Genomic DNA, 21,426 nt, shown 5'->3' on the forward strand with positions numbered 1-21,426 from the left:
GATGAAAGTAATTGTAGCGAAAAATTCTGGCTTTTGTAATGGAGTTAGAAGAAGTGTTGACCTTGCAAATAAAGCAAGTGAAAATAATAAAAATACTTATACCCTAGGACCCTTAGTTCATAACCCTACTCAAGTTCAAATGCTTGAAGAAAAAGGTGTTGGCGTTATAGATGAAGATGAAGTATTAAATCAAAATAATTCACAAATCGTAATTAGAAGTCATGGTATTAGGGAAGAATTAAAAGATACTATAAGAAAAAATTTAAATGACGTAATAGATGCAACTTGTCCTGTTCTTTTAAATATTTATAAAAAAATAAAAGAAAAAGAAAATGAAGGATATAAAGTAGTAATTATTGGGGATAAAAATCATCCTGAAATAAAAGCTATGGCATCTTATGTAAATGATGGTATAATAATAAAAGATGAGACTGAAGCAAAAAATATTACAAATATGTCAAAACTTTATGTTGTAAGTCAAACAACAAACAGAATTGATTTTTTTGAGAATATTGCTCATGAGTTAGAGAAGACGAATGATGATGTAATAGTAGAAAATACAATCTGCAATGCAACTAGATTAAGACAAGAATCATGTAAAAGTCTTTCTAAAGAAGTTGATTGTATGGTTGTTGTTGGTGGTTTTAATAGTTCAAATACAAATAAGCTTTATCAAATAGCACAAAAGTATTGTAAAAATGTTAAAAGAATAGAAACTGTTAAAGATCTACCTTTGCAAAAGCTCTCAAATTTTAATATAATAGGGGTAATCGCTGGTGCATCCACACCAGATAAGGTTATCGAGGAGGTAGTTAATAGGATGGATGATTTAACAAATGAAGAATTAATGAACAGCATTGAAGATAGTATGAAAAAAATATATCCTAGAGATGTTGTAAATGGAACAATTATTGATGTGAAAGATGATGAGGTTTTTGTAGACATTCAATATCGTGCTGACGGAATTGTAAAACTTGATGAAATGTCTGAAGAACAAAAAGAAAATCCAAAAGAACATTTTGAAGTAGGTCAAGAAATTGAAGTATATGTAATTAAACTTGACGATGGAGAAGGAAATGTTTCATTATCTACAAGAAGAGTAGAAGGAATGAAAAATTGGAAAAACCTTAAAGAAGCTTATGAAAACGAACAAACTGTTGAAGGTGATATTACTGGATCAAATAAAGGTGGTTTAACAGCTAGAGTTATGGGAATAAATGGTTTTGTTCCAGCAAGTCAAATTGCACCATACTTTGTTAAAAACTTCAAAAAATTTGTTGGTGAACATTGGGATCTTAAAATAATTTCTATAGACGAAAGAAAAAATCGTCTTGTTTTATCAAGAAAAGATATAGTTGAAGAAAAACTTGATGAACAATGGGATGAACTAGAAGAAGGTCAAATAATTACTGGAAAAGTTGCAAGACTTACTGATTTTGGTGCATTCATAGAAATAGGTAGTTTAGATGGTTTACTTCACGTTTCTGATATAGCTTGGACTAGAGTAGAACATCCAAAGGATGTATTAAATATTGGAGATGATATTGAAGTTAAAATATTAAAACTTAACAAAGAAAAGAACAGAATTTCTTTAGGAAGAAAACAACTTTTAGAAAAACCATTTGCTGAATTTGTTGGTAGTCATGAGGTTGGAGATGTGATAACAGGAAAAGTTGTTAATTTATTAGACTTTGGTGCTTTCGTTGAAGTAAGCGAAGGAGTTGAAGGATTAATCCATGTTTCTGAAATTTCTTGGGATCATGTTGAAAAACCATCAGATGAATTAAACATTGGTGATGAAGTAGAAGTTAAGATTTTAAGTATTGACCCAGAAGAAGAAAAAATCGGTCTTTCAATAAAAGCTTTAAAAGAAGCACCAGAAAGAACTGAAAGAAAACCAAGAAGAAATAACGAAGAAAACAAAAACAGATCTAATGCAAAAGCTAAAAGAAGAGCAGAAAAGAAAGAATCAAATAATGAATTTGGTGACAATGATTTAAATAATAACATTGGATTTGCTATAGAAGAAGTATTATCAGGTATTGAAATAGAAGACGAAGATTCTACTGAAGAATAATATTTGATAAATTACAATTTTACAAAAAGAGATGATTAAAATCATCTCTTTTTGGTTTTAAGGAGATATATGCAATTAAAAAATAATACAATATATAAGGATTATTTTAAAGGTAAAAAATATAATATAACAACTTTTGGTTGCCAGATGAACGAACATGATTCTGAAAGAATATCCTATATTTTAGAAGATTTAGGTTATACACTGACAGACGATAGAAACGAAGCTGATTTTATTTTATTTAATACTTGCTTGGTAAGAGAAAATGCAGAATTAAAATTATATGGGCAAGTTAGCAGTTTAAAAAAATTAAAAGAAGAAAATCCCGAAAAAATAATTGCTGTGTCAGGTTGCATGATGCAAACAAGTGTAGCTAGAGAAGTTATTGAAAAAAAACATAGAGAAGTTGATATAATTTTTGGAACAAAAAATATAAATTCTTTACCTGATCTTTTATTTAAATATCTAGAAACTGGAGAAAGGGTTATAGATGTTTCTGAAGATAATGTCAAAGATGATTATGTAAATTATAATAGCAAAAATAATTTCCAAGCATATGTAAATATAATGACAGGATGTGATAATTTCTGCTCTTACTGTATAGTGCCTCAATCAAGAGGAAGAGAAGAAAGTAGAAGACCATCTCATATAATTGAAGAGATTGAGAATTTAGTAAAAAATGGCTATAAAGAGATTACTCTTCTAGGGCAAAATGTAAATTCTTATGGAAATAAGTCTGATTTTAATGTAACTTTTCCAGAACTTTTAGAAAAATGTGCACAAATTAAAGGTCTAAAAAGACTTAGATTTACAACAAGCCATCCAAAGGACTTATCTGATGATTTAATCAGGGTGATTAAAGAAAATGATAATATTTGCAATTATTTCCACCTACCAATGCAGTCAGGTTCCGATAAGGTTCTTAAAGATATGAATAGAAAATACAACAAAGAGCAATATCTAGAAAAGGCTAGAAAATTAAGGGAAGAAATTCCAAATATAGCAATTTCTACTGATATTATTGTGGGCTATCCTACAGAAACAGAAGAAGATTTCCAAGAAACTTTGGATGTTTGTAGAAAAGTTGGTTTTGATACAGCATTTACATTTAAATATTCACCAAGACCAAAAACAAAAGCAGCAAAACTTGAACCGATTGATGAAAAAATAGTTCAAGATAGGTTTGATAGATTACTAGATACCTTATATCCTGTATTTAATGAAAAAAATAGAGAATATGTTGGAAAAATTGTTGAGGTTTTATTAGAATCTGAAAGTAAAAATAACAAGAATGTTCTTACTGGAAGAACAGATACCTTTAAGCTAGTTCATGTTGAAGCTGATAAGAAATTAATAGGACAGATTGTAAAAGTAAAAATAACTGATAATACATCATTTACTATATCAGGCCATCTCGTTTAATATAAAGAAAGAAGGCATTATGAAAGCTTATGTAGTAAAAGCAAAAGCTAAACTTGGTAAGTTGCCTACAAAAGAAATATGTAGAGATTTATTGTATGAAGATAATTTTGAAAGAAAATTAGATATAATTAGAAATAATAATAGTGAAATACCAAATGTTAGTTCTAAAAAAGATTTAGAAATTTTTCTTTCAAATAAATTATATGATGATCTAAATTCATTTTTGAAATTTTTAAAAGGTGAAGAAAAGGAATTTTTCATAAAATATATTTCAAAATTTGAATTACAACTTATGCAATTAATAGTTCAAGCTATTATTAACAATCATTTAGATGACAGTTTAGATATTATAAAAAGAGAAAAATTTTCACATGATATAAATGTCTCAAAAGATGATGATTTTGAAAGTTTTGTAAGAAAATCTAAATCAAGTAAGTATTATAGGACTCTTTATCCATTTTTAAATGAAAACATAGAAAAGAAGTCTATTATATTTTTAATTTCAAATTCTTTAAATAAATTATATTATAGACAATTACTTGAAGAGACAAAGAAGTTACCAAAGAATATTGGCTTTGAATTAAAAGATTTTGTAGGTAAGCAAATAGATATTTTTAATATAGAAATGTTATATAGGTTAAAGAAAAACTTCTCTCTAAATAACTATGAAATATTTAATTATTTAATTGAGGGGGGTAAATATTTAAGAACAAAAGACTTGAAAAAATTATCAAGTTTAGATTTTAATAAATTTAAAGATGAGATTTTAAAAACAAATTATAAAGACTTATTTCTTTCTACCTATAACTTTTACAAGGCTAAAGAAGATTTGTTAAGTGAAAATTCAAAGAAATTATCAAGTTCTAAACATGACTTGTTAAATTTAATATATATAGTAGATATGATGACAATTTCAAATAAAAATATTATAAGTATATTAGAATTTGATGAAACATTTGATAAGGATGAAAAGAAACATTATATAATAAAGAGGTGATAATATGGCTGTCGAAAAAATGCACTTGGTTAATATTATGGCAAGGCTAGATAATCTTGATGATTTTTTAGAAGATTTAATAGATATTGATGAATTTGACCAAGTTGATGCTTTTAGACAAATACAAAACAGAGAATTTTCAATTAGAGCCAGTGAAGAAAATATTGAAAAAACTGAGGACTTTAATGATCTTGAAAGTTTTGATAAAGTAGATCCTTCATTTATAAATAAACTTGAAGATATAAAAGATTTTCTAAATTTAGATGATTCTAAGGGCGGTAGAAGAATTAATGATGAAAAACTTAAAAATTTGCTAGAAATATTTGAAGAGAATATTGAAAAGAAAAAAGCCTTAGAAGAAAGAAATGACAAACTTGAAGAGTATTTAAACAATTTGCAAGCTCTTGAAAATGAAGAAATTGATATAAACAAAATAACAAGTTTAAATTATTTCAATTATAGGCTAGGGGAAGTTAGTAAAGATGGAAGATTTATCTTAAAAAATAACTATGAATCTATTCCATCACTAATTATTCATTTACAAAAAAATGATCCTGATATAGAAAAAAATAAAGAGGCCTTAAAAAGTATTTATAGCATAGATGATGAAACATCTAAGCTAAGAAAAGATACAGATAATATCATTAAAAATGAAAAGGATAATATAAATAAAGTAAGCTTAGAATTGTCAAAAGATTACGATAAAAAAACAAAAGAAGATGCTAATAAATTATATGATGATATATTAAAAGAGGCAGATTATAAGAATAAAGAAATTGAAAGCTTCTATGAAAAGCAAAAAGTAGAAAGTGAAAAAGTATTTAAGGCTAAGAAAGAAAACTTAATTAAGGAATTTTTCAAAAAAATTATTGAATAATAAAGAAAGGAGGTTTTATGAATATATTAGAAAAATTTGGCTTTAAAGATAGGTCAAGAAATAACCGTGACCAATCTATAGAAAGTGGAAATGAAGATTATCTATTAGTTTATCCAAAAAGTGTAGAAGATGAAGTAAATAGGACTATATCTTCGCTTGGCTTTATTGACGAGGATATACCAGATGGAAAAAGTATTGATGAAATAAAAAAAGAATATGAAAATAATAAGGCTAAACTAAAAGAAATAGACAATAAACTTAAAAAAATAAAAGATGATAATATCGATGATCTTAAAAATTTACCTAAAACTATAGATTTTTATAAAAAATCATCAAAGCTTAAGGATAAAATGTTAAAGGGTCGAAAATATTTTTATTTATCAGGGTGGGTCCCAGAGTCTAAAATACAATTAGTTAGAGATACAGTCGACAAGTATGAAGATAGCTTAGTCGACCAAAAAAAAATAGCCAAACAATAGCTAATCCACCTACAAAGTTAAAAAATAATAAAATAACTAGGCCTTTTGAATTCTTGGTAAATATGTATGGAGCACCAAATTATAACGAAATAGATCCAACAGGATTTTTTGCTATAACTTATATGCTATTATACGGAATGATGTTTGGAGATTTGGGCCAAGGATTAGTATTTGTTTTAGCTAGTTTTTTGATAGAAAAGAAAAGTAAAATTTTCGGTCAATTAATTAGAAGAATTGGTTTTTCAGCATCGTTTTTTGGCTTGATGTATGGTTCGGTTTTTGGTATAGAAGATTTGATTCCAACAATTTTAATTAAGCCTTTTGATAATATAATTAAAGTTTTGATAGCATCTGTTGCTTTTGGTGTAATATTGATGGTAATATCCTATATTTTAGGAATTTACAATAAACTTCACAAGCAAAAAGATTTTGAAGAAGGTGTTTTTGGTAAAGAAGGATTTACAGGATTATTGATGATGATTTCATTTATCTTAATAATTTTAAATATAGTCAAAGTAAATCCTATGCCAATGACAGTTTCAATTATATTATTAATTTTATCAATAGTAATGATGGTATTTAAACAACCTATTTCAAGAAAATTATTAGATATTTATCCAATATATGACCAATCAAGTTCTGATTATTATATAGAGAGTTCCTTTTCAATTATAGAGGCTCTACTATCTGTATTTTCAAATCTTGTATCTTTTACAAGAGTTGGAGCATTTGCCATTAACCACGTTGGCTTATATATGGCATTTGAAGTAATGAGCAAACTTGTAGGTGGTGGATTTATTGGGATAATAATTTTGATCTTAGGAAATATTTTAATTATAGGTCTTGAAGGTATGATCGTATTTATTCAAGGTTTAAGACTGGAATTTTACGAAATGTTTAGTAAATATTACAAAGGTGATGGACAAAAATTTAGTCCGATTAGTAAATTATAAGGAGAAAAAAAATGATTTTAGTTTCAATTTTAGCATTAGCTTGCGTAGTAATGACAATTTATTCAGGTTTATACCTATTAAAAAATAACGAAGATGGCTCAAAGGATAAAATAAGAAAAGCATTAAAAATTAACTTATCAACATTTATTCCAATAATGGCAATGATTTTAGTATTGGTTTTACCAAATGGAGTAAAAGCTGCAGCAGCAGGATCTGCAAGTGATGCTGGAAATGGTTTAAAATATATTGGTGCAGCACTTTCAACAGGACTTGCAACAATAGGAACAGGTTATGCAGTTGGTCAAGTAGGATCAGCAGCACTAGGAGCAATTTCAGAAGATGCGTCAATTCTTGGTAGAACAATAATTTTTGTTGGACTTGCTGAAGGTATTGCAATCTTTGGTGTAATTATTTCAATAATGATTTTATTTGCTTAAAATGAAAGCGAAAATAATAACAAATGATATGTCTTTACTTCTAGGCTTTAGGCTTGGAGGAATTGAAGGTGTCATTGTAGAAAAAGAAAATGAAATATCTGAAAATTTTCAAAAACTTGCCAAAGAAAAAGATTTGGCCTTAATTATTTTTTCTAAATTTTGTTATGAAAAAATAAAAAAAGAAGTTGAAGATTATAGGGTAGATAATGCTACTCCTTTAGTAGTAGTTTTAGATTAGTAAAGGAGACTTAAATGCTAGATTTAAGTGCAAAAATTTCTAGTTTTAGAAAAATGGTCTGGTCAAATGAAAAAAGGAAAAGTGAAAAAGAATTATATGAATCTACAGATTCATCTTCTAAAACTTTAAATGAAATGAAAGATCGTTTAGACAAAAACTATAGGAAATATATTAAAAAGAGAAAAGAATTTGCTAATTCTAGAAAGAATGAAAAAAATTGCAAATATATCTCAACATAAAAAAACTTCATATAATAAGTTTAAGGAATCTTTGTTAAATCAATTAATAGAAGAAATCAAAGATGAATTAATTGAATATAGCAAAAGTGAACAATATAAAGAAAAACTAAAAAGTGAAGCAAATAAAGTTTTTAAAAAACTATCAGAGGATAATCAAGATTTAATTTTATGTGTAAAAAGATCTGATCAAGATCTGTTTGACTTTGACACTGATATTATAGATGATTCAAAAATTGGAGGCTTTGTAATAAAAAGCAAGGACTTAACTTATCAATATGATTATTCTTTAGAAAAAAAATTAGAAAACTATAAATACGAAATCGGAAGTAAATTTTATAATATAATTTCTGATGAATATGAAAAAGAAATGGAGGATGAAAATGACTCCAACAATTAAATCTATAAATGGACCTGTAATTCAAGCGAGAAATGCATCATCTTTAAAAATTAGAGAGATGGTTACAGTTGGCGATTTAAAACTAATTGGTGAAGTTGTATCTATTGATGGAGATCTTGCTACAATCCAAGTTTATGAAGATACATCAGGTTTAAAGGTAAATGATGAAATAATTAAAACAAACAGGGCCTTATCAGTTAGACTTGGACCAGGAATGATTGGAAACATGTTTGACGGTATTCAAAGACCACTTGACAAAATAAAATCTAAACATGGATCTTTTATCCCGTCTGGACTAGGACTTTCAAATTTAGATGAAGAAAGAAACTGGGATGTTAAAATTAAAGTAAAAACTGGTGAAGAAATTAAAAAAGGTCAAATATATGCCACAATTGATGAAACTTCAGTTATTGAACATAGGTTAATGTCAACTGTTTCAGGTGAAATTGTAGAAGTAGAAAATGATGGTAAGTATAAATTGGAAGATACAATTGTAAAAGTTAAGACAGAAAACGGTATAGAAAATTTAAAACTTTACCAATATTGGCCAGTTAGAGTTCAAAGACCTATAAAAAGATCTAAACCATTAAGCGAACTTTTGTTAACTGGACAAAGAGTCTTAGACATATTCTTTCCAATAGCAAAAGGAGGAACTGTTGCAATTCCTGGTGGTTTTGGAACAGGAAAAACAATGCTTCAACACCAGTTAGCCCAATATTCAAACGCTGATATAATTATTTATATTGGTTGTGGAGAACGTGGAAATGAAATGACTCAAGTTCTTGAAGATTTCCCAGATTTGATTGATCCAAATACTGGAAGAGGACTCATGGAAAGAACTATTCTTATAGCCAATACTTCAAATATGCCAGTAGCTGCAAGAGAAGCCAGTATTTATACAGGAATTACCATGGCAGAATATTTTAGAGATATGGGATATGATGTGGCATTAATGGCAGATTCAACATCAAGATGGGCAGAAGCCTTGAGAGAAATTTCTGCAAGACTTGAAGAAATTCCAGCCGAGGAAGGATATCCGGCTTATCTTGGCTCTAGGATTTCACAATTTTATGAAAGAGCAGGAGATTTTGATAATTTAAATGGAAGTCATGGTTCTGTTACATTAATTGGTGCAGTTTCACCAACTGGTGGAGATTTTTCAGAACCTGTAACTGAAAATACAAGAAGAAGTGTAAATGTATTTTTGGGACTTGATAAAAATCTTGCTTATTCTAGACACTATCCTGCAATAAATTGGTTAACATCCTATTCAAATTATTTAAATCAAATGGCTGGATACTATGAAGATTTAACTGGCGAGGATATAGTTTTGTTGAGAAACAGTATGATGGAAATTTTGACAGAAGAAGAAAAACTTCAATCCATTGTAATGTTAGTTGGTAAAGATTCTTTATCAAATAAACAAAAAAATCTTTTAGATGTAGCGAGTATGTTAAAAATTGCATTTTTGCAACAAAATGCCTTTAACGATATAGATAAGTATGTTCCACTTGACAAACAAATTCAAATGCTTAAGGTTATAAAAAATTACTATAAACTTTCAAACACAGCTATTGATAAGGGAATTTCCTACAATAAAATTTATAATAAAGGCTTAATAGCAAAAATTAATTCCGTGAAATATGATATTAAAAATGATGAACTTGAAAAATTTGTTGAATTAAATAATAATATTCGCTCATATTTTCAAACTTTAGAAGAAGGTGAAGAATGAGAAAGCAATATACAAGGATTAAAAAAATAGAAGCATCAATTATTGAACTTGAAAAAGTTGAAGATATTGCCTATAACGCTGTTGTAAAAATAAACACTTTGGGTCAAAATTTTATCGGTCAAGTTGTAAAGATTGATGATGAGACTGTAACTGTAGAAGTTTTTGGTAATACTCAAGATTTTTCTTTAAATGATATAGTTGTAGAATTTGAAGAAAAACCATTGGAAATTCCTTTAAATGAATCTATTTTAGGAAGAACATTTAATGGTATTGCAATACCAATAGATGATGGTGGAGAAGTCTATTCTGATAAATTTTATTCAGTTGAAGGAAATCCGCTAAATCCTGTTGCAAGAGAATATCCAAGAAATTTTATTCAAACTGGTATTTCATCAATCGATATTCTTACAACATTAATACGTGGACAAAAACTTCCTATTTTTTCAGGATCTGGAATGCCACACAATGAAATTGCTGCTCAAATTGTAAGACAAGCTAAGTTAAAAACTGACGAAGATTTTTGCTTTGTTTTTGCAGCGATGGGAATTAAAAAAGATGAAGCTATGTTTTTTGAAGATGCCTTCACAAAGGCCGGTGTTAAAGATAAGGTTGTAATGTATGAAAATTTGGCTGATGATCCAATTATGGAAAGATTAATAACACCTAAATGTGCACTAACAGCTGCTGAATATTTGGCCTTTGAAAAAAATAAACATGTTTTGGTAATAATTACTGATATAACTTCTTACGCAGAAGCTCTTCGTGAAGTTTCATCAATTAGACAAGAAGTTCCTTCTCGTAAGGGATATCCTGGATATTTATATTCAGATCTTGCAAGTTTATATGAAAGAGCTGGTATGATTGAAGGAATTAATGGATCAGTTACTTTAATTCCAATTTTAACCATGCCAAACGATGATATAACTCATCCAATTCCGGATTTAACTGGATATATTACCGAAGGACAAATTGTAATTGATAGGATGCTTGACCAAAAAGGTATTTATCCACCAATTAATGTTTTGCCATCATTATCAAGGCTGATGAAAGATGGTATTGGTGAAGGATATACACGAGAAGATCATGAAGATCTTATGAACCAACTTTATGAATCTTATTCAAAGGTTCAAGAAATTAGAAATATTTCTCAAATTGTAGGAGAAGATGATTTATCAGATGTTGATAAAGCATACTTAAAATTTGGTAAAGAATTTGAAAATAAATTTTTAAGTCAAGATCCTTATGAGAATAGGAGTCTTGAACAATCTTTGGACTTGGGATGGGAAATTTTGAAAATCTTACCAATTGAAGAAATTCATAGGGTAAGTTCAGAAAATAAAGAAAAGTTCTTGGGTGATAAAAATGACTGAGACAAAATTTGCTCCAACAAAGGCAAATTTAATGAAGGCAAAAAGTCAACTTGACTTGATTAACGAGGGGTATGATATCCTTGATAAAAAAAGAAAAGCCTTGATTGGTCAGTATAATGCAAAAATTAACCAAAGAAATGAATTAAATAATATAGTGAATTCTTCCGTAAAAGATGTTAAGAAAAATATTAAAAAAGCTATAGTTACTACAGGAGAAGATAGGTTAAAGTCAATAGCCTTATCTGTTCCTATTGATAATTCTATATCTTTAAAAGAGAAAAAATTTATGCAAACAAGAATTTTTGAAATAGATTTTGATGAAAAAAAATTAGACTTGTCATATTCGTTAAATCTAACAAATTCTTTGTTTGATGAGGCTCTTATTTCTTTAAATGATGTGAAAGATAAGGTATATAAATTAGCTGAACTTGATACAACTATTAAAAATTTGGATACAGAAATAAAAAGAACATCAAAAAAAGTGAATTCTTTAGAAAAAGTTCAAATACCAAATTATCAGTCTATAATTAAATCCATATCTAGTCAAATTGAAGAAAGAGAAAGGGAAGAATTTTCTAAGACAAAAATGGTTAAAGACAAAAAAATTCAAAAAGATAAGTGATTTATTCATTTATCTTTTTTTATTGGGTATATTTATAAAAGATAAGGGAGGACTTATGGATAAAATTAAAAATGATGTAAGAAATGCTTGTCTTGAAATTATTGAAAAAAGTGATGCAAAAGAGGGAGAAGTTTTTGTTCTAGGTGGATCTTCTTCAGAAGTTACAGGTTTTGATATTGGATCTCATTCTAGTGAAGAAATTGGAGAAGTAATTGTAAAAACTCTCCTTGAAATTTTAAATGAAAGAAAAATTTATCTTGCAGTTGGGGGATGTGAACATATAAATAGAGCGATTGTAGTTGAGAAAAGTTTAGCAAAAAGAGATGGGTATGAAATTGTATCTGTTGTACCTAAAATTCATGCTGGTGGTTCATTTGCAACTGCTGCTTATAAGAATTTTAAAGAACCTGTTGTAATAGAACATATTAGTGGAGACTGTGGAATGGATATTGGAGATGCAAATATCGGAATGCATATTAAATTTGTTCAAGTTCCTCTTAGATTGAATATAAAAAAAATTGGATCAGCTAACTTAACTGCTTTAAAATCAAGACCTAAATTAATCGGTGGAATTAGGGCGAGATATGAATAGATTTTATATAAGTACAAATAAAAATAGCTTTGCTAATTAGCAAAGCTATTTTTATTTAAAATATGTTAATTTTACTTACTCTTTTATTTTTAAATTTTAAAGTTTCATATTCACTTGTGTCTTCTATATCGTAAGTTGACTTTTGCATAGATGCCGATAAGGCAAGACCTATATTTACAAAACATATTAATAAGAATGTTCCTCCTGATGAGAAAAATGGAAGAGGAATACCTGTTACTGGCATTAATCCAATTGTCATTGCTACATTTTCAAATATATGAACAAAAAACATTGCACAAATTCCTATTGTCATTAATGATATAAATGAATTTTTTGAATTCTTACTTATTATTAATAGCCTATAAATCATTATTATGAAAGCTATTAACATTAAGATAGCACCAATAAATCCTAATTCTTCGGCTAGAACAGAAAAAATATAATCTGTTTCTTTTTCTGGTATATATCCATATTGAGCTTGAGTACCTTTCATAAAACCTCTTCCTTTAAACATACCAGAACCTATTGCAATAAGACCTTGTTGTTGTTGCCATCCACTTCCTGATGTATCTCTTGATGGATTTAAGAAATCGTGAATTCTATCAGCTCTGTATCCTTCTAGGTTTAAAATTAATATTAAGGATCCAATAGATGCAAGTGCTAAAAGAGCTAGTATCCATTTCCATGAAAGTCCAGCTGAAAATAACATTATAGCTATAAAGAAAATATAAACCATGGCTGTTCCAAAATCTGGCTGTAATAATATAAATAAAACAGGGAGACCTGCAAATATTAAAGTTAATAGTAACCTTGAGGGTTTATTTATATCTTCCTTATATTTTTCTAAATATGCTGATAATGAAAAAATTATACCAACTTTGGTGATTTCCGATGGTTGCAATTGAATAGGTCCAAGAATTAACCAAGAATTAGAACCCCATTGTTGCTCACCTTGTCCTAGAAAAATAGTTAATAGTAAAAGGATTAAAGAAATTACATAAATGGGTAAAGCTCCTTTTTTTATGACATCCATATCCATAGTACAAATTAATATTATAAATAAAAATCCTAAAATTGATGCTACAAGTTGGCTTCTAATTTTTAAAATATCGCCTGAAAAAGCTGAGTATAATACGAACAAACCATATATACTTAAAAAGGCTACACTCAAAAATAAAAGCCAATCAAATTTTTTAAATTCTTTTTTCTTTAAATTAAACATTTCATCACTCCAATTCAAAGTTAATTATATAATATAAAGAATGATTCTTCAATTAATATTTTTATAATAAGGGGTATAATGTTTATTTATAAAGAGGTGATAATTATTTTAACTAAGAATCAAATAGAAGAAGTAATAGATAGACTTAATAACATGTATCCTAATTTAGATAAGAGTTTTTTAGATTTTACCACACCTTTTGAACTTTTAGTAGCTACAATCTTATCTGCTCAATGCACTGATGTGAGAGTAAATAAAGTTACAAGTTATATGTTTAAATATGCTAATAAACCGGAAGATTTTGCAAATATGGATATAAAAGATATTGAATCCTATATTAAAACTTGTGGTTTATATAAAAATAAGGCGAAAAATATAAAAAATGCGTCGATAATGTTAATTAGAGAATTTGATGGAATAGTTCCAGATAATATGAAAGATCTAACAAAATTACCAGGTGTAGGTAGAAAAACTGCAAATGTAGTTATGAGTAATGCATTTGGAATTGATGCAATTGCAGTGGACACTCATGTACAAAGAGTTTCAAATAGGATAGGACTTGCAAATAGCAAGGATGTTTTAAATACAGAAAAAGATCTTAGGAAAAATCTGCCAAAAGAAAAATGGTCAAAGCTTCATCATCAAATAATTGCACATGGAAGAAAAATTTGTAAGGCTAGAAATCCTATGTGTGAAGAATGTGATTTAAGAGATTTATGCCAAGACTATAAGGAGAGAAAATGATAAAATTATTTGCTATGGATTTAGACGGAACTAGTCTTGATAGTAATTCAATATTACAAGAAAAAACAATAAATGCACTAAAAAAACTCGATGAAAATGGAATCAAGTTTGTATTTACATCAGGAAGAGCAACACCATCAGTAAGGTATTTAATGGAATCTACAGGTATAGATAATCCGTTAGTTACTAATAATGGTGCATTAGCCTTTATAAACAAAGAAAATTTAATATATCAAAATCCCCTAAAATATGAAGAAGTTGAAGAATTGATAAATTTTAGCCAAGAAAATAAACTCTTTTTTCAATTTTATGATCTAGATACATATTATTCGAATAGAATGTGTCCAGAAAGGTTTAATCATTTAGAAAAAGATTCTACTTATGGGATGAATTATCAAGTTAATTTTTCGTTTTCAATAAAACCATTAAAAGAATTAAAATTAAGAAAAAATTCAGCATTTAAGTTTCAAATATTCCTAGATAAGAATGATTCAAATAAATTAAGTACGATATTAGAAAAAGTTTCAGAAATGGGACTTTATGCTACAACTTCATCATATGGAATGATTGAAATAATGCAAAAAAACGTAAATAAATTTAATGGCTTAAGTGAGATTAGTTATCTTTTGGGTATAAGTAAAGAAGAAATGGCAGCAATAGGTGATCAAGATAATGATATTCCTATGCTTGAAAATGTTGGAATATCATTTGCAATGGGAAATGCTATTGATAAGGTCAAAGAAATTTCTGATTTTGTAGTTTCTACAAACGATGAATTTGGCCTTGTAGATGCAATAAATATAGTTTTGGAGAAAAATTCTAATGTTTAATATAGTATTAATTTCACCAGAACATCCAGGAAATGTTGGGAATATTTCAAGAACATGTGTTTTAACTGAATCTAGACTTCATCTTGTTAGACCTTTTAAATTTGATTTTTCTGATAAAAGTTTAAAAAAAGCAGGAATAGATTATTGGGATAAACTAGATTTAGTTGTGCATGATTCATTAGAAGAATTTTTTTCCTATGTAAAAAATAAAAATATGTACTTAATTGAGACAGGTAGTAATAAGAATTATGCTGATATATCTTATAAAGATGGAGATTTTTTTATTTTTGGTAGAGAAAAAGAAGGAATTGATAAGAAAATTTTGGAAAAATATAAAGATAGAATTTACACAATTCCAATGACAAAAAAATTAGATAGGTCCTTAAATTTGGCAAATTCAGTTTCAATTGTCCTATATGAAGGGCTAAGGCAAAATGATTTTAAAATATAATAGAGGTGATTAAATGTTAGATGTAATAATTATAGGAGCAGGTCCTGCAGGCCTTACAGCGGGCCTTTATGCAGGAAGAGCAAAATTAAAAACATTAATTTTAGAAAAAGATATTTCTGGTGGACAAATTGCTACAACAGAACACGTAGAAAATTATCCAGGTTCAATGAAAGGTGCAGGTGGGCTAGCTTTATCCGAAAGAATGGAAGAACAAGCAAAACAATTTTGTGATATAAAGTACCAAGAAGTAATAAAAGTAGATTTAACTTCTGATATAAAAAAAGTTTATACAAAAGATGAAGTTTATGAAGCAAAAGTTGTAATTTTATCAACAGGTGCAAGTCACAGAAAATTAAATGTAAAGGGTGAAAAAGAATTTGCAAATCTGGGAGTATCATATTGTTCAACTTGTGATGGTCCATTTTACCAAGGATTAGATATTTATGTAGTTGGAGGCGGTGAAGCTGCTCTAGAAGAAGCTCTATATTTAACAAAATTTGGAAAAAGTGTAAATATAATTCACAGAAGAGAAGGACTAAGAGCAAGTCAAACAGTAATAGATAGGTGTAAAGAAAATGAGAAAATTAATTTTTCACTTAACTACACAGTTAATGAAATTAAAGGTGATACTGAGGTAAAAGAATTAATTTTAAAAAATACACAAACAGGAGAATTAGAATCAGTAAAAAATGATGATAATAGTCCAATTGGGGTATTTATATATATAGGCAATATTCCACAAACTGACTTATTTAAAAATCAAATAAATCTTGAAAATGGTTATATACCAACAGATGAAGATATGAAAACAAATGTAAAAGGTGTATTTGCAGTAGGGGACACTAGAGTTAAAAAAATTAGACAAATGGTTACTGCTACAAGTGATGGATGTATTGCAAGTGAAATGGCAAACAAATACATCGAAAATGGTAATTGGTAGAACTAACTTGACAAAAAATCGTCAATTAGTAAAATAAATATTGTAAAACACATTGAGAAAGCACTTAGGAGGAAATAATGACAACAAAAGTAGCTATTAATGGATTTGGAAGAATAGGACGTCTTACACTAAGAAGAATTTCTGAAGTAGAAGAAAATATCGAAGTAGTAGCAATTAATGATCTTATTGACAAAAAAGGCTTGTTATATGCATTCAAATATGATACAGCTCAAGGAAGATTCAACGGAGACGCTGAATTAACAGATAATGGATTTAAAATAAATGGTAAAGAAATCAAAGTATTTGCTGAAAGAAATCCTGAAGATTTACCTTGGAAAGATTTAGGTGTTGATATAGTACTTGAATGTACAGGATTCTTTACAGAAAAAGAAAAAGCTGAAGCACATATCAAAGCTGGAGCTAAAAAGGTTCTAATTTCAGCACCAGGAAAAGGTGACTTAAAAACAATCGTATATGGTGTAAACCATGAAATCCTTGATGGATCAGAAACAGTAGTTTCTGGAGCAAGCTGTACAACAAACTGCTTAGCACCAATGGTTAATGTATTGAAAAATGAATTTGGATTTGTTTCTGGACAAATGTCAACAATCCATGCTTATACAGCAACACAAGCTATCCAAGATACACCAGCTACTAAAAAAGATTTAAGAGGCGGTAGAGCTGCTGCACAAAATACAATTCCAGCATCAACAGGAGCTGCTAAAGCTGTAGGTAAAGTACTTCCAGAAGTAGAAGGAAAAATTGATGGATCAGCATTAAGAGTTCCTACAATAACAGGATCAATTACAGAACTTTACTCAGTACTTGAAAAGAAAGTTACTGTTGAAGAAGTTAATGCAGCAATGAAAAAATACTCATCAGATGCATTTGCTTATACAGAAGATGATGTTGTATCAAGCGATATAGTAGGATACCCAGCAGGTTCAGTATTTGATTCTCAACTTACAAAAATAGTTGAGGGAGAAAATGGAACTCAAGTTGTTAAAACTGTTGCATGGTATGACAATGAAATGGGATACGTATCTAACCTAGTTAGAACACTTGATTACTTAGCAAATCTTTAAGAGTTGAACGGGCGAGATATAATTCTCGCCTTTTTTAGAGGAGAATTATGAATAAAAAAACTGTAAAAGACTTAAATGTAGACGGAAAAAAAGTTCTTGTAAGAGTTGATTTTAATGTTCCTTTGTCAAAAGATGGAAACAATACAATTTCTGACGATACAAGAATAAAAGCTGCTCTTCCAACAATTGATTATTTACTTGAAAATAATGCAAAAGTAATATTAATGAGCCATTTGGGAAGACCAAAGGGTGAAGCAAAACCAGAATTTTCACTAAAGCCTGTAGCAGCTTGGCTAGAAAATCATTATGGAGAAAAATTCCATTTTGTTCCATCTGATACTGTAGTTGATGAAAAAGTAAAAGAAAAAGTTGCAGATCTTGAAAATGGAGAATTAGCTTTACTAGAAAATACAAGATATGTAGGCGGAGAAACAAAAAATGATCAAGAATTTGCTAAAGAATTATCTTCTCTTGCAGATTTATTTGTAAATGATGCATTTGGAACAAGCCACAGAGCTCACTCATCAAATGTAGGTGTGGCAAATAATCTTGAAAGTGCTGTAGGATTTTTAATTGAAAAAGAAATTGAAATAATGGGAAAAGCTCTTGAAAATCCAGAAAGACCATTTGTATCAATCCTAGGTGGTGCAAAAGTTTCAGATAAAATCGGTGTAATTGAAAACTTGATTTCAAAAGTAGATTATATTTTAATAGGTGGAGGAATGGCTTATACTTTCCTAAAAGCACAAGGAAAAGAAATAGGAAAATCTCTACTTGAAGAAGATAAGATGGATTTATCTTTAGAATTAATTAAAAAAGCTGAAGCAAATAATGTAAAAATTCTTTTACCAAAAGATGTTGTTATTGCTGAAGAAATTAAAGATGATGCTGAAACAGAAATTGTTGATATAGATAATATTCCAACAGACAAAGAAGCCTTAGATATAGGACCAAAAACAGCAAAAGAATATGCTGATATTATAAAGAAAGCAAAAACAGTTGTATGGAATGGACCTATGGGAGTGTTTGAAGTTAAGGCATTTGCTAATGGAACAAATGAAGTTGCAAAAGCTTTAGCAGATTCTTCAGCTACTACAATAGTTGGTGGTGGAGATAGTGCTCTTGCAATTGAACAAGCAGGATTTAAGGATAAAATTACTCATGTATCTACTGGTGGTGGAGCAAGTCTTGAATTTTTAGAAGGAAAAACTCTACCAGGAATAGATTGTATTGACGGAAAATAAGGAGAGAATATGCGTACACCAGTAATAGTAGGAAACTGGAAAATGAATATGACACCTAGCGAAGCAAAATCTTTGCTAGAAGAATTAGTAAAACTTGATCTTGATGAAAGTGTAGAAAAAGGTGTTTGTGTACCAGCAATTGACCTTTTACTAGCTAGTGAAATATTAAAAGATTCTGATATAAAATTTGGTGCTGAAAATATGCACTATGAAGAAAGCGGAGCTTTTACTGGAGAAATTTCTCCAAAAATGCTAAATGACATAGATGCTGATTATGTAATATTAGGTCATTCTGAAAGACGTGAATATTTTAACGAAGATGATGAACTAGTAAATAAAAAAGTTCTTTCAGCTTTAGACCATGATATAGTACCTATTCTTTGTGTTGGTGAAACTTTAGAAGAAAGAGAATCTAACAAACAAGAAGAAAAAGTAAAGGCTCAACTTGAAAAAGATCTTAAAGGAATAGAAGGCTCAGATATTACTAAAGTAATTATCGCTTACGAACCAATTTGGGCTATAGGAACTGGAAAAACTGCTTCAGCAGAAGATGCTGACGATATGTGTTTATTTATCAGAAACTATATAAAAGATGCTTTTTGTGAAGAATGTTCTCAAAAGATTAGAATTCAATATGGTGGATCAATGAAGCCAGCTAATGTTAAAGAACTTTTAGCTAAAGAAAATATTGACGGTGGACTAATAGGTGGAGCAAGCCTTAAAGCAAGTGACTTTGAACAATTAATTAATTACAAAAAATAAATTTATAAGGAGATATTATGAGCTTAATAACAAGTGTATATGCTAGACAAATTTTAGATTCAAGAGGAAATCCAACAGTAGAAGTTGAAGTTGTAACAGAAGACGGTGGCTTTGGTAGAGCAAGTGTACCATCAGGTGCATCAACAGGTGAATGGGAAGCTGTTGAACTTAGAGACGGGGACAAAGATTATTATTTAGGAAAATCAGTTCTTAAAGCAGTTGAAAATGTAAATGAAATTATTGCTGAAGAATTAGAATTCACATATGATGTTTCTGATCAAATCGGTGTTGATAGAGCAATGATCGAACTTGATGGAACAGAAAACAAAGCAAAATTAGGTGCAAATGCAATTTTAGGAGTTTCTTTAGCAGTAGCAAAAGCAGCTGCAGATGAACAAGGTGTTTCACTTTATAATTATATTGGAGGAACAAATGCAAAACTTCTTCCAACACCAATGATGAATATTTTAAATGGTGGAGAACATGCTGATAATTCTGTAGACATTCAAGAATTTATGATTTTCCCACTTGGAGCTGAAAGCTTTGCTCACGCTTTACAAATCGGTGCTGAAGTATTCCACAATCTTAAAAAAGTTCTCTCATCAAAAGGCTATAATACAGCAGTAGGTGATGAAGGTGGATTTGCTCCAAACCTAAAATCAAATGAAGAAGCTTTAGAAATTATCTGTGAAGCTATAAAGACTGCTGGTTATGAACCAGGAAAAGATGTTTATATTGCTATGGACTGTGCTTCAAGTGAATTTTACAACAAAGAAGATGGAAAATATCACTTAGATGGAGAAGGTACAGTTAAAACAGAAGATGAAATGATCGACTGGTTAGAAGAATTAGTTGGAAAATATCCAATTATTTCTATAGAAGATGGTTTAGATGAAAATGACTGGGAAGGATGGGCAAAACTTACACAAAGACTTGGAAACAAAGTTCAATTGGTAGGTGATGACTTATTCGTAACAAATACTAATAAACTTGAAAAAGGAATTAAAGAAGGAGTTGCTAACTCAATCCTAATAAAAGTAAACCAAATTGGTTCATTAACAGAAACTTTAAATGCTATTGAAATGGCAAAAGAAGCAGGATATACTGCAGTAGTTTCTCACAGATCTGGTGAAACAGAAGATACTACAATTTCTGATTTAGTAGTAGCTGTAAATGCTGGACAAATTAAAACTGGAGCTCCATCAAGAACTGATAGAGTTGCAAAATATAACCAACTTCTAAGAATAGAAGATGAATTATTTGATACAGCACAATTTAAGGGACTAAAAGCATTTTATAATATTAATAAATAATTTTATAAAATAATAAATAGAGGGGTAAAATATTACTAAGCCCCTCTTTTTTATTGTAATAATTGTATTTTTGTGATATTATTAAGAAGTATGAAAACGGAGGTGTCAGATGACAACAGTATTATCAGTATTATTGATGATAGCTTCTGTAGTTTTGGTTATAGCTGTAACCTTACAAGAACCAAAAACTGATGGACTAGGTACACTTGCAGGTCAAGAAACAAATGTATTTGGTAGAAGCGCTCATAGATCAAAAAATGAAATGTTAGACAAAGTTGTAATTTTTGCTGGTGTTGTCTTATTTTTATTAAGTACAATACTACTTGCAATAAGCTAAGGGGTTTAGTAGAGTTTTTTAATTTGTAAGAAAGATTAAAAAGGCTTTACAGCCTCTTTTTTT

At 28.9% G+C, this 21,426-nt stretch carries 22 protein-coding genes and 1 pseudogene; 22 read left to right on the forward strand and 1 reads right to left on the reverse strand.

The genetic code is table 11. From position 1 onward, the window contains the following. Position 1 precedes the first annotated feature (1 nt). From ASHG_RS01560 to ASHG_RS01615, 13 genes and pseudogenes are all read left to right on the forward strand, one after another. Positions 2 to 2,077: a bifunctional 4-hydroxy-3-methylbut-2-enyl diphosphate reductase/30S ribosomal protein S1 gene (locus ASHG_RS01560; RefSeq protein WP_040397057.1), complete on the forward strand. Its 2,076-nt coding sequence runs from the start codon at positions 2 to 4 to the stop codon at positions 2,075 to 2,077. Between the two features lie 69 nt (positions 2,078 to 2,146). After that, the gene (gene miaB, locus ASHG_RS01565) at positions 2,147 to 3,499 is read left to right on the forward strand and encodes a tRNA (N6-isopentenyl adenosine(37)-C2)-methylthiotransferase MiaB (protein WP_040397059.1); all 1,353 of its coding nucleotides are present in this window, start codon (positions 2,147 to 2,149) and stop codon (positions 3,497 to 3,499) included. Between the two features lie 19 nt (positions 3,500 to 3,518). Then, on the forward strand, positions 3,519 to 4,496 hold the full coding sequence (locus ASHG_RS01570) for a V0D/AC39 family V-type ATPase subunit (RefSeq protein ID WP_040397061.1): 978 nt from the start codon (positions 3,519 to 3,521) through the stop codon (positions 4,494 to 4,496). Positions 4,497 to 4,500: 4 nt separating this feature from the next. Then, positions 4,501 to 5,373 (forward strand): V-type ATP synthase subunit I domain-containing protein, encoded by an 873-nt coding sequence (locus ASHG_RS01575; RefSeq protein WP_040397063.1) that lies wholly within the window; start codon positions 4,501 to 4,503, stop codon positions 5,371 to 5,373. Between the two features lie 17 nt (positions 5,374 to 5,390). After that, positions 5,391 to 6,805 (forward strand): annotated as a pseudogene (locus ASHG_RS01580) (V-type ATP synthase subunit I). 11 nt (positions 6,806 to 6,816) lie between these two features. After that, a complete protein-coding gene (locus ASHG_RS01585) occupies positions 6,817 to 7,242 on the forward strand; it encodes an ATP synthase subunit C (protein ID WP_040397065.1) in 426 nt (141 codons plus the stop codon). A gap of 1 nt (position 7,243) precedes the next feature. Next, positions 7,244 to 7,480: a V-type ATP synthase subunit F gene (locus ASHG_RS01590; protein WP_004813208.1), complete on the forward strand. Its 237-nt coding sequence runs from the start codon at positions 7,244 to 7,246 to the stop codon at positions 7,478 to 7,480. Between the two features lie 14 nt (positions 7,481 to 7,494). After that, entirely contained in the window at positions 7,495 to 7,719 is a 225-nt protein-coding gene (locus ASHG_RS09270) for a hypothetical protein (RefSeq protein WP_244264223.1), read from the forward strand. Next, positions 7,688 to 8,116 (forward strand): hypothetical protein, encoded by a 429-nt coding sequence (locus ASHG_RS01595; RefSeq protein ID WP_244264224.1) that lies wholly within the window; start codon positions 7,688 to 7,690, stop codon positions 8,114 to 8,116. The genes ASHG_RS09270 and ASHG_RS01595 overlap by 32 nt, the downstream gene beginning before the upstream one ends. After that, a complete protein-coding gene (locus ASHG_RS01600; RefSeq protein WP_040397068.1) occupies positions 8,100 to 9,851 on the forward strand; it encodes a V-type ATP synthase subunit A in 1,752 nt (583 codons plus the stop codon). Before ASHG_RS01595 ends, ASHG_RS01600 begins: the two co-directional genes overlap by 17 nt. Continuing rightward, entirely contained in the window at positions 9,848 to 11,221 is a 1,374-nt protein-coding gene (locus ASHG_RS01605; protein WP_040397069.1) for a V-type ATP synthase subunit B, read from the forward strand. The genes ASHG_RS01600 and ASHG_RS01605 overlap by 4 nt, the downstream gene beginning before the upstream one ends. Further along, a complete protein-coding gene (locus ASHG_RS01610; protein ID WP_040397070.1) occupies positions 11,214 to 11,843 on the forward strand; it encodes a V-type ATP synthase subunit D in 630 nt (209 codons plus the stop codon). Before ASHG_RS01605 ends, ASHG_RS01610 begins: the two co-directional genes overlap by 8 nt. Before the next feature lie 55 nt (positions 11,844 to 11,898). Beyond that, positions 11,899 to 12,435, forward strand: coding sequence for a TIGR01440 family protein (locus ASHG_RS01615; protein ID WP_040397071.1), 537 nt, complete (start codon positions 11,899 to 11,901; stop codon positions 12,433 to 12,435). 55 nt (positions 12,436 to 12,490) lie between these two features. On the opposite strand, the gene rodA is transcribed toward ASHG_RS01615, so the two are convergent. Then, positions 12,491 to 13,657, reverse strand: coding sequence for a rod shape-determining protein RodA (rodA, locus tag ASHG_RS01620; RefSeq protein ID WP_040397073.1), 1,167 nt, complete (start codon positions 13,655 to 13,657; stop codon positions 12,491 to 12,493). Positions 13,658 to 13,735: 78 nt separating this feature from the next. On the opposite strand from rodA, the gene nth reads away from it, so the two are divergent. The 9 genes from nth to secG all read left to right on the forward strand — a co-directional run bounded on the left by nth (position 13,736) and on the right by secG (position 21,363). Then, on the forward strand, positions 13,736 to 14,401 hold the full coding sequence (gene nth, locus ASHG_RS01625; RefSeq protein WP_040397074.1) for an endonuclease III: 666 nt from the start codon (positions 13,736 to 13,738) through the stop codon (positions 14,399 to 14,401). Beyond that, the gene (locus ASHG_RS01630) at positions 14,398 to 15,231 is read left to right on the forward strand and encodes a Cof-type HAD-IIB family hydrolase (RefSeq protein WP_040397076.1); all 834 of its coding nucleotides are present in this window, start codon (positions 14,398 to 14,400) and stop codon (positions 15,229 to 15,231) included. The genes nth and ASHG_RS01630 overlap by 4 nt, the downstream gene beginning before the upstream one ends. Beyond that, the gene (locus ASHG_RS01635; RefSeq protein ID WP_040397078.1) at positions 15,224 to 15,682 is read left to right on the forward strand and encodes a tRNA (cytidine(34)-2'-O)-methyltransferase; all 459 of its coding nucleotides are present in this window, start codon (positions 15,224 to 15,226) and stop codon (positions 15,680 to 15,682) included. Before ASHG_RS01630 ends, ASHG_RS01635 begins: the two co-directional genes overlap by 8 nt. 13 nt (positions 15,683 to 15,695) lie before the next feature. After that, complete coding sequence (gene trxB / locus ASHG_RS01640; RefSeq protein ID WP_040397080.1) at positions 15,696 to 16,622, forward strand: thioredoxin-disulfide reductase; 927 nt, start codon at positions 15,696 to 15,698, stop codon at positions 16,620 to 16,622. Between the two features lie 77 nt (positions 16,623 to 16,699). Next, on the forward strand, positions 16,700 to 17,707 hold the full coding sequence (gene gap, locus ASHG_RS01645) for a type I glyceraldehyde-3-phosphate dehydrogenase (protein ID WP_040397081.1): 1,008 nt from the start codon (positions 16,700 to 16,702) through the stop codon (positions 17,705 to 17,707). 47 nt (positions 17,708 to 17,754) lie between these two features. Next, positions 17,755 to 18,951, forward strand: a complete 1,197-nt coding sequence (locus ASHG_RS01650; protein WP_040397083.1) for a phosphoglycerate kinase — start codon at positions 17,755 to 17,757, stop codon at positions 18,949 to 18,951. 9 nt (positions 18,952 to 18,960) lie between these two features. Continuing rightward, the gene (tpiA, locus tag ASHG_RS01655) at positions 18,961 to 19,713 is read left to right on the forward strand and encodes a triose-phosphate isomerase (protein ID WP_040397084.1); all 753 of its coding nucleotides are present in this window, start codon (positions 18,961 to 18,963) and stop codon (positions 19,711 to 19,713) included. Between the two features lie 17 nt (positions 19,714 to 19,730). Then, the gene (gene eno, locus ASHG_RS01660; protein WP_040397085.1) at positions 19,731 to 21,026 is read left to right on the forward strand and encodes a phosphopyruvate hydratase; all 1,296 of its coding nucleotides are present in this window, start codon (positions 19,731 to 19,733) and stop codon (positions 21,024 to 21,026) included. A 109-nt stretch (positions 21,027 to 21,135) separates the two neighbouring features. Next, positions 21,136 to 21,363: a preprotein translocase subunit SecG gene (gene secG, locus ASHG_RS01665; protein ID WP_004816836.1), complete on the forward strand. Its 228-nt coding sequence runs from the start codon at positions 21,136 to 21,138 to the stop codon at positions 21,361 to 21,363. Positions 21,364 to 21,426: the final 63 nt, after the last annotated feature.

The sequence above is a fragment of the Anaerococcus senegalensis JC48 genome (genome assembly GCF_000321005.1).
In the GTDB taxonomy this organism is placed as follows: domain Bacteria; phylum Bacillota; class Clostridia; order Tissierellales; family Peptoniphilaceae; genus Anaerococcus; species Anaerococcus senegalensis.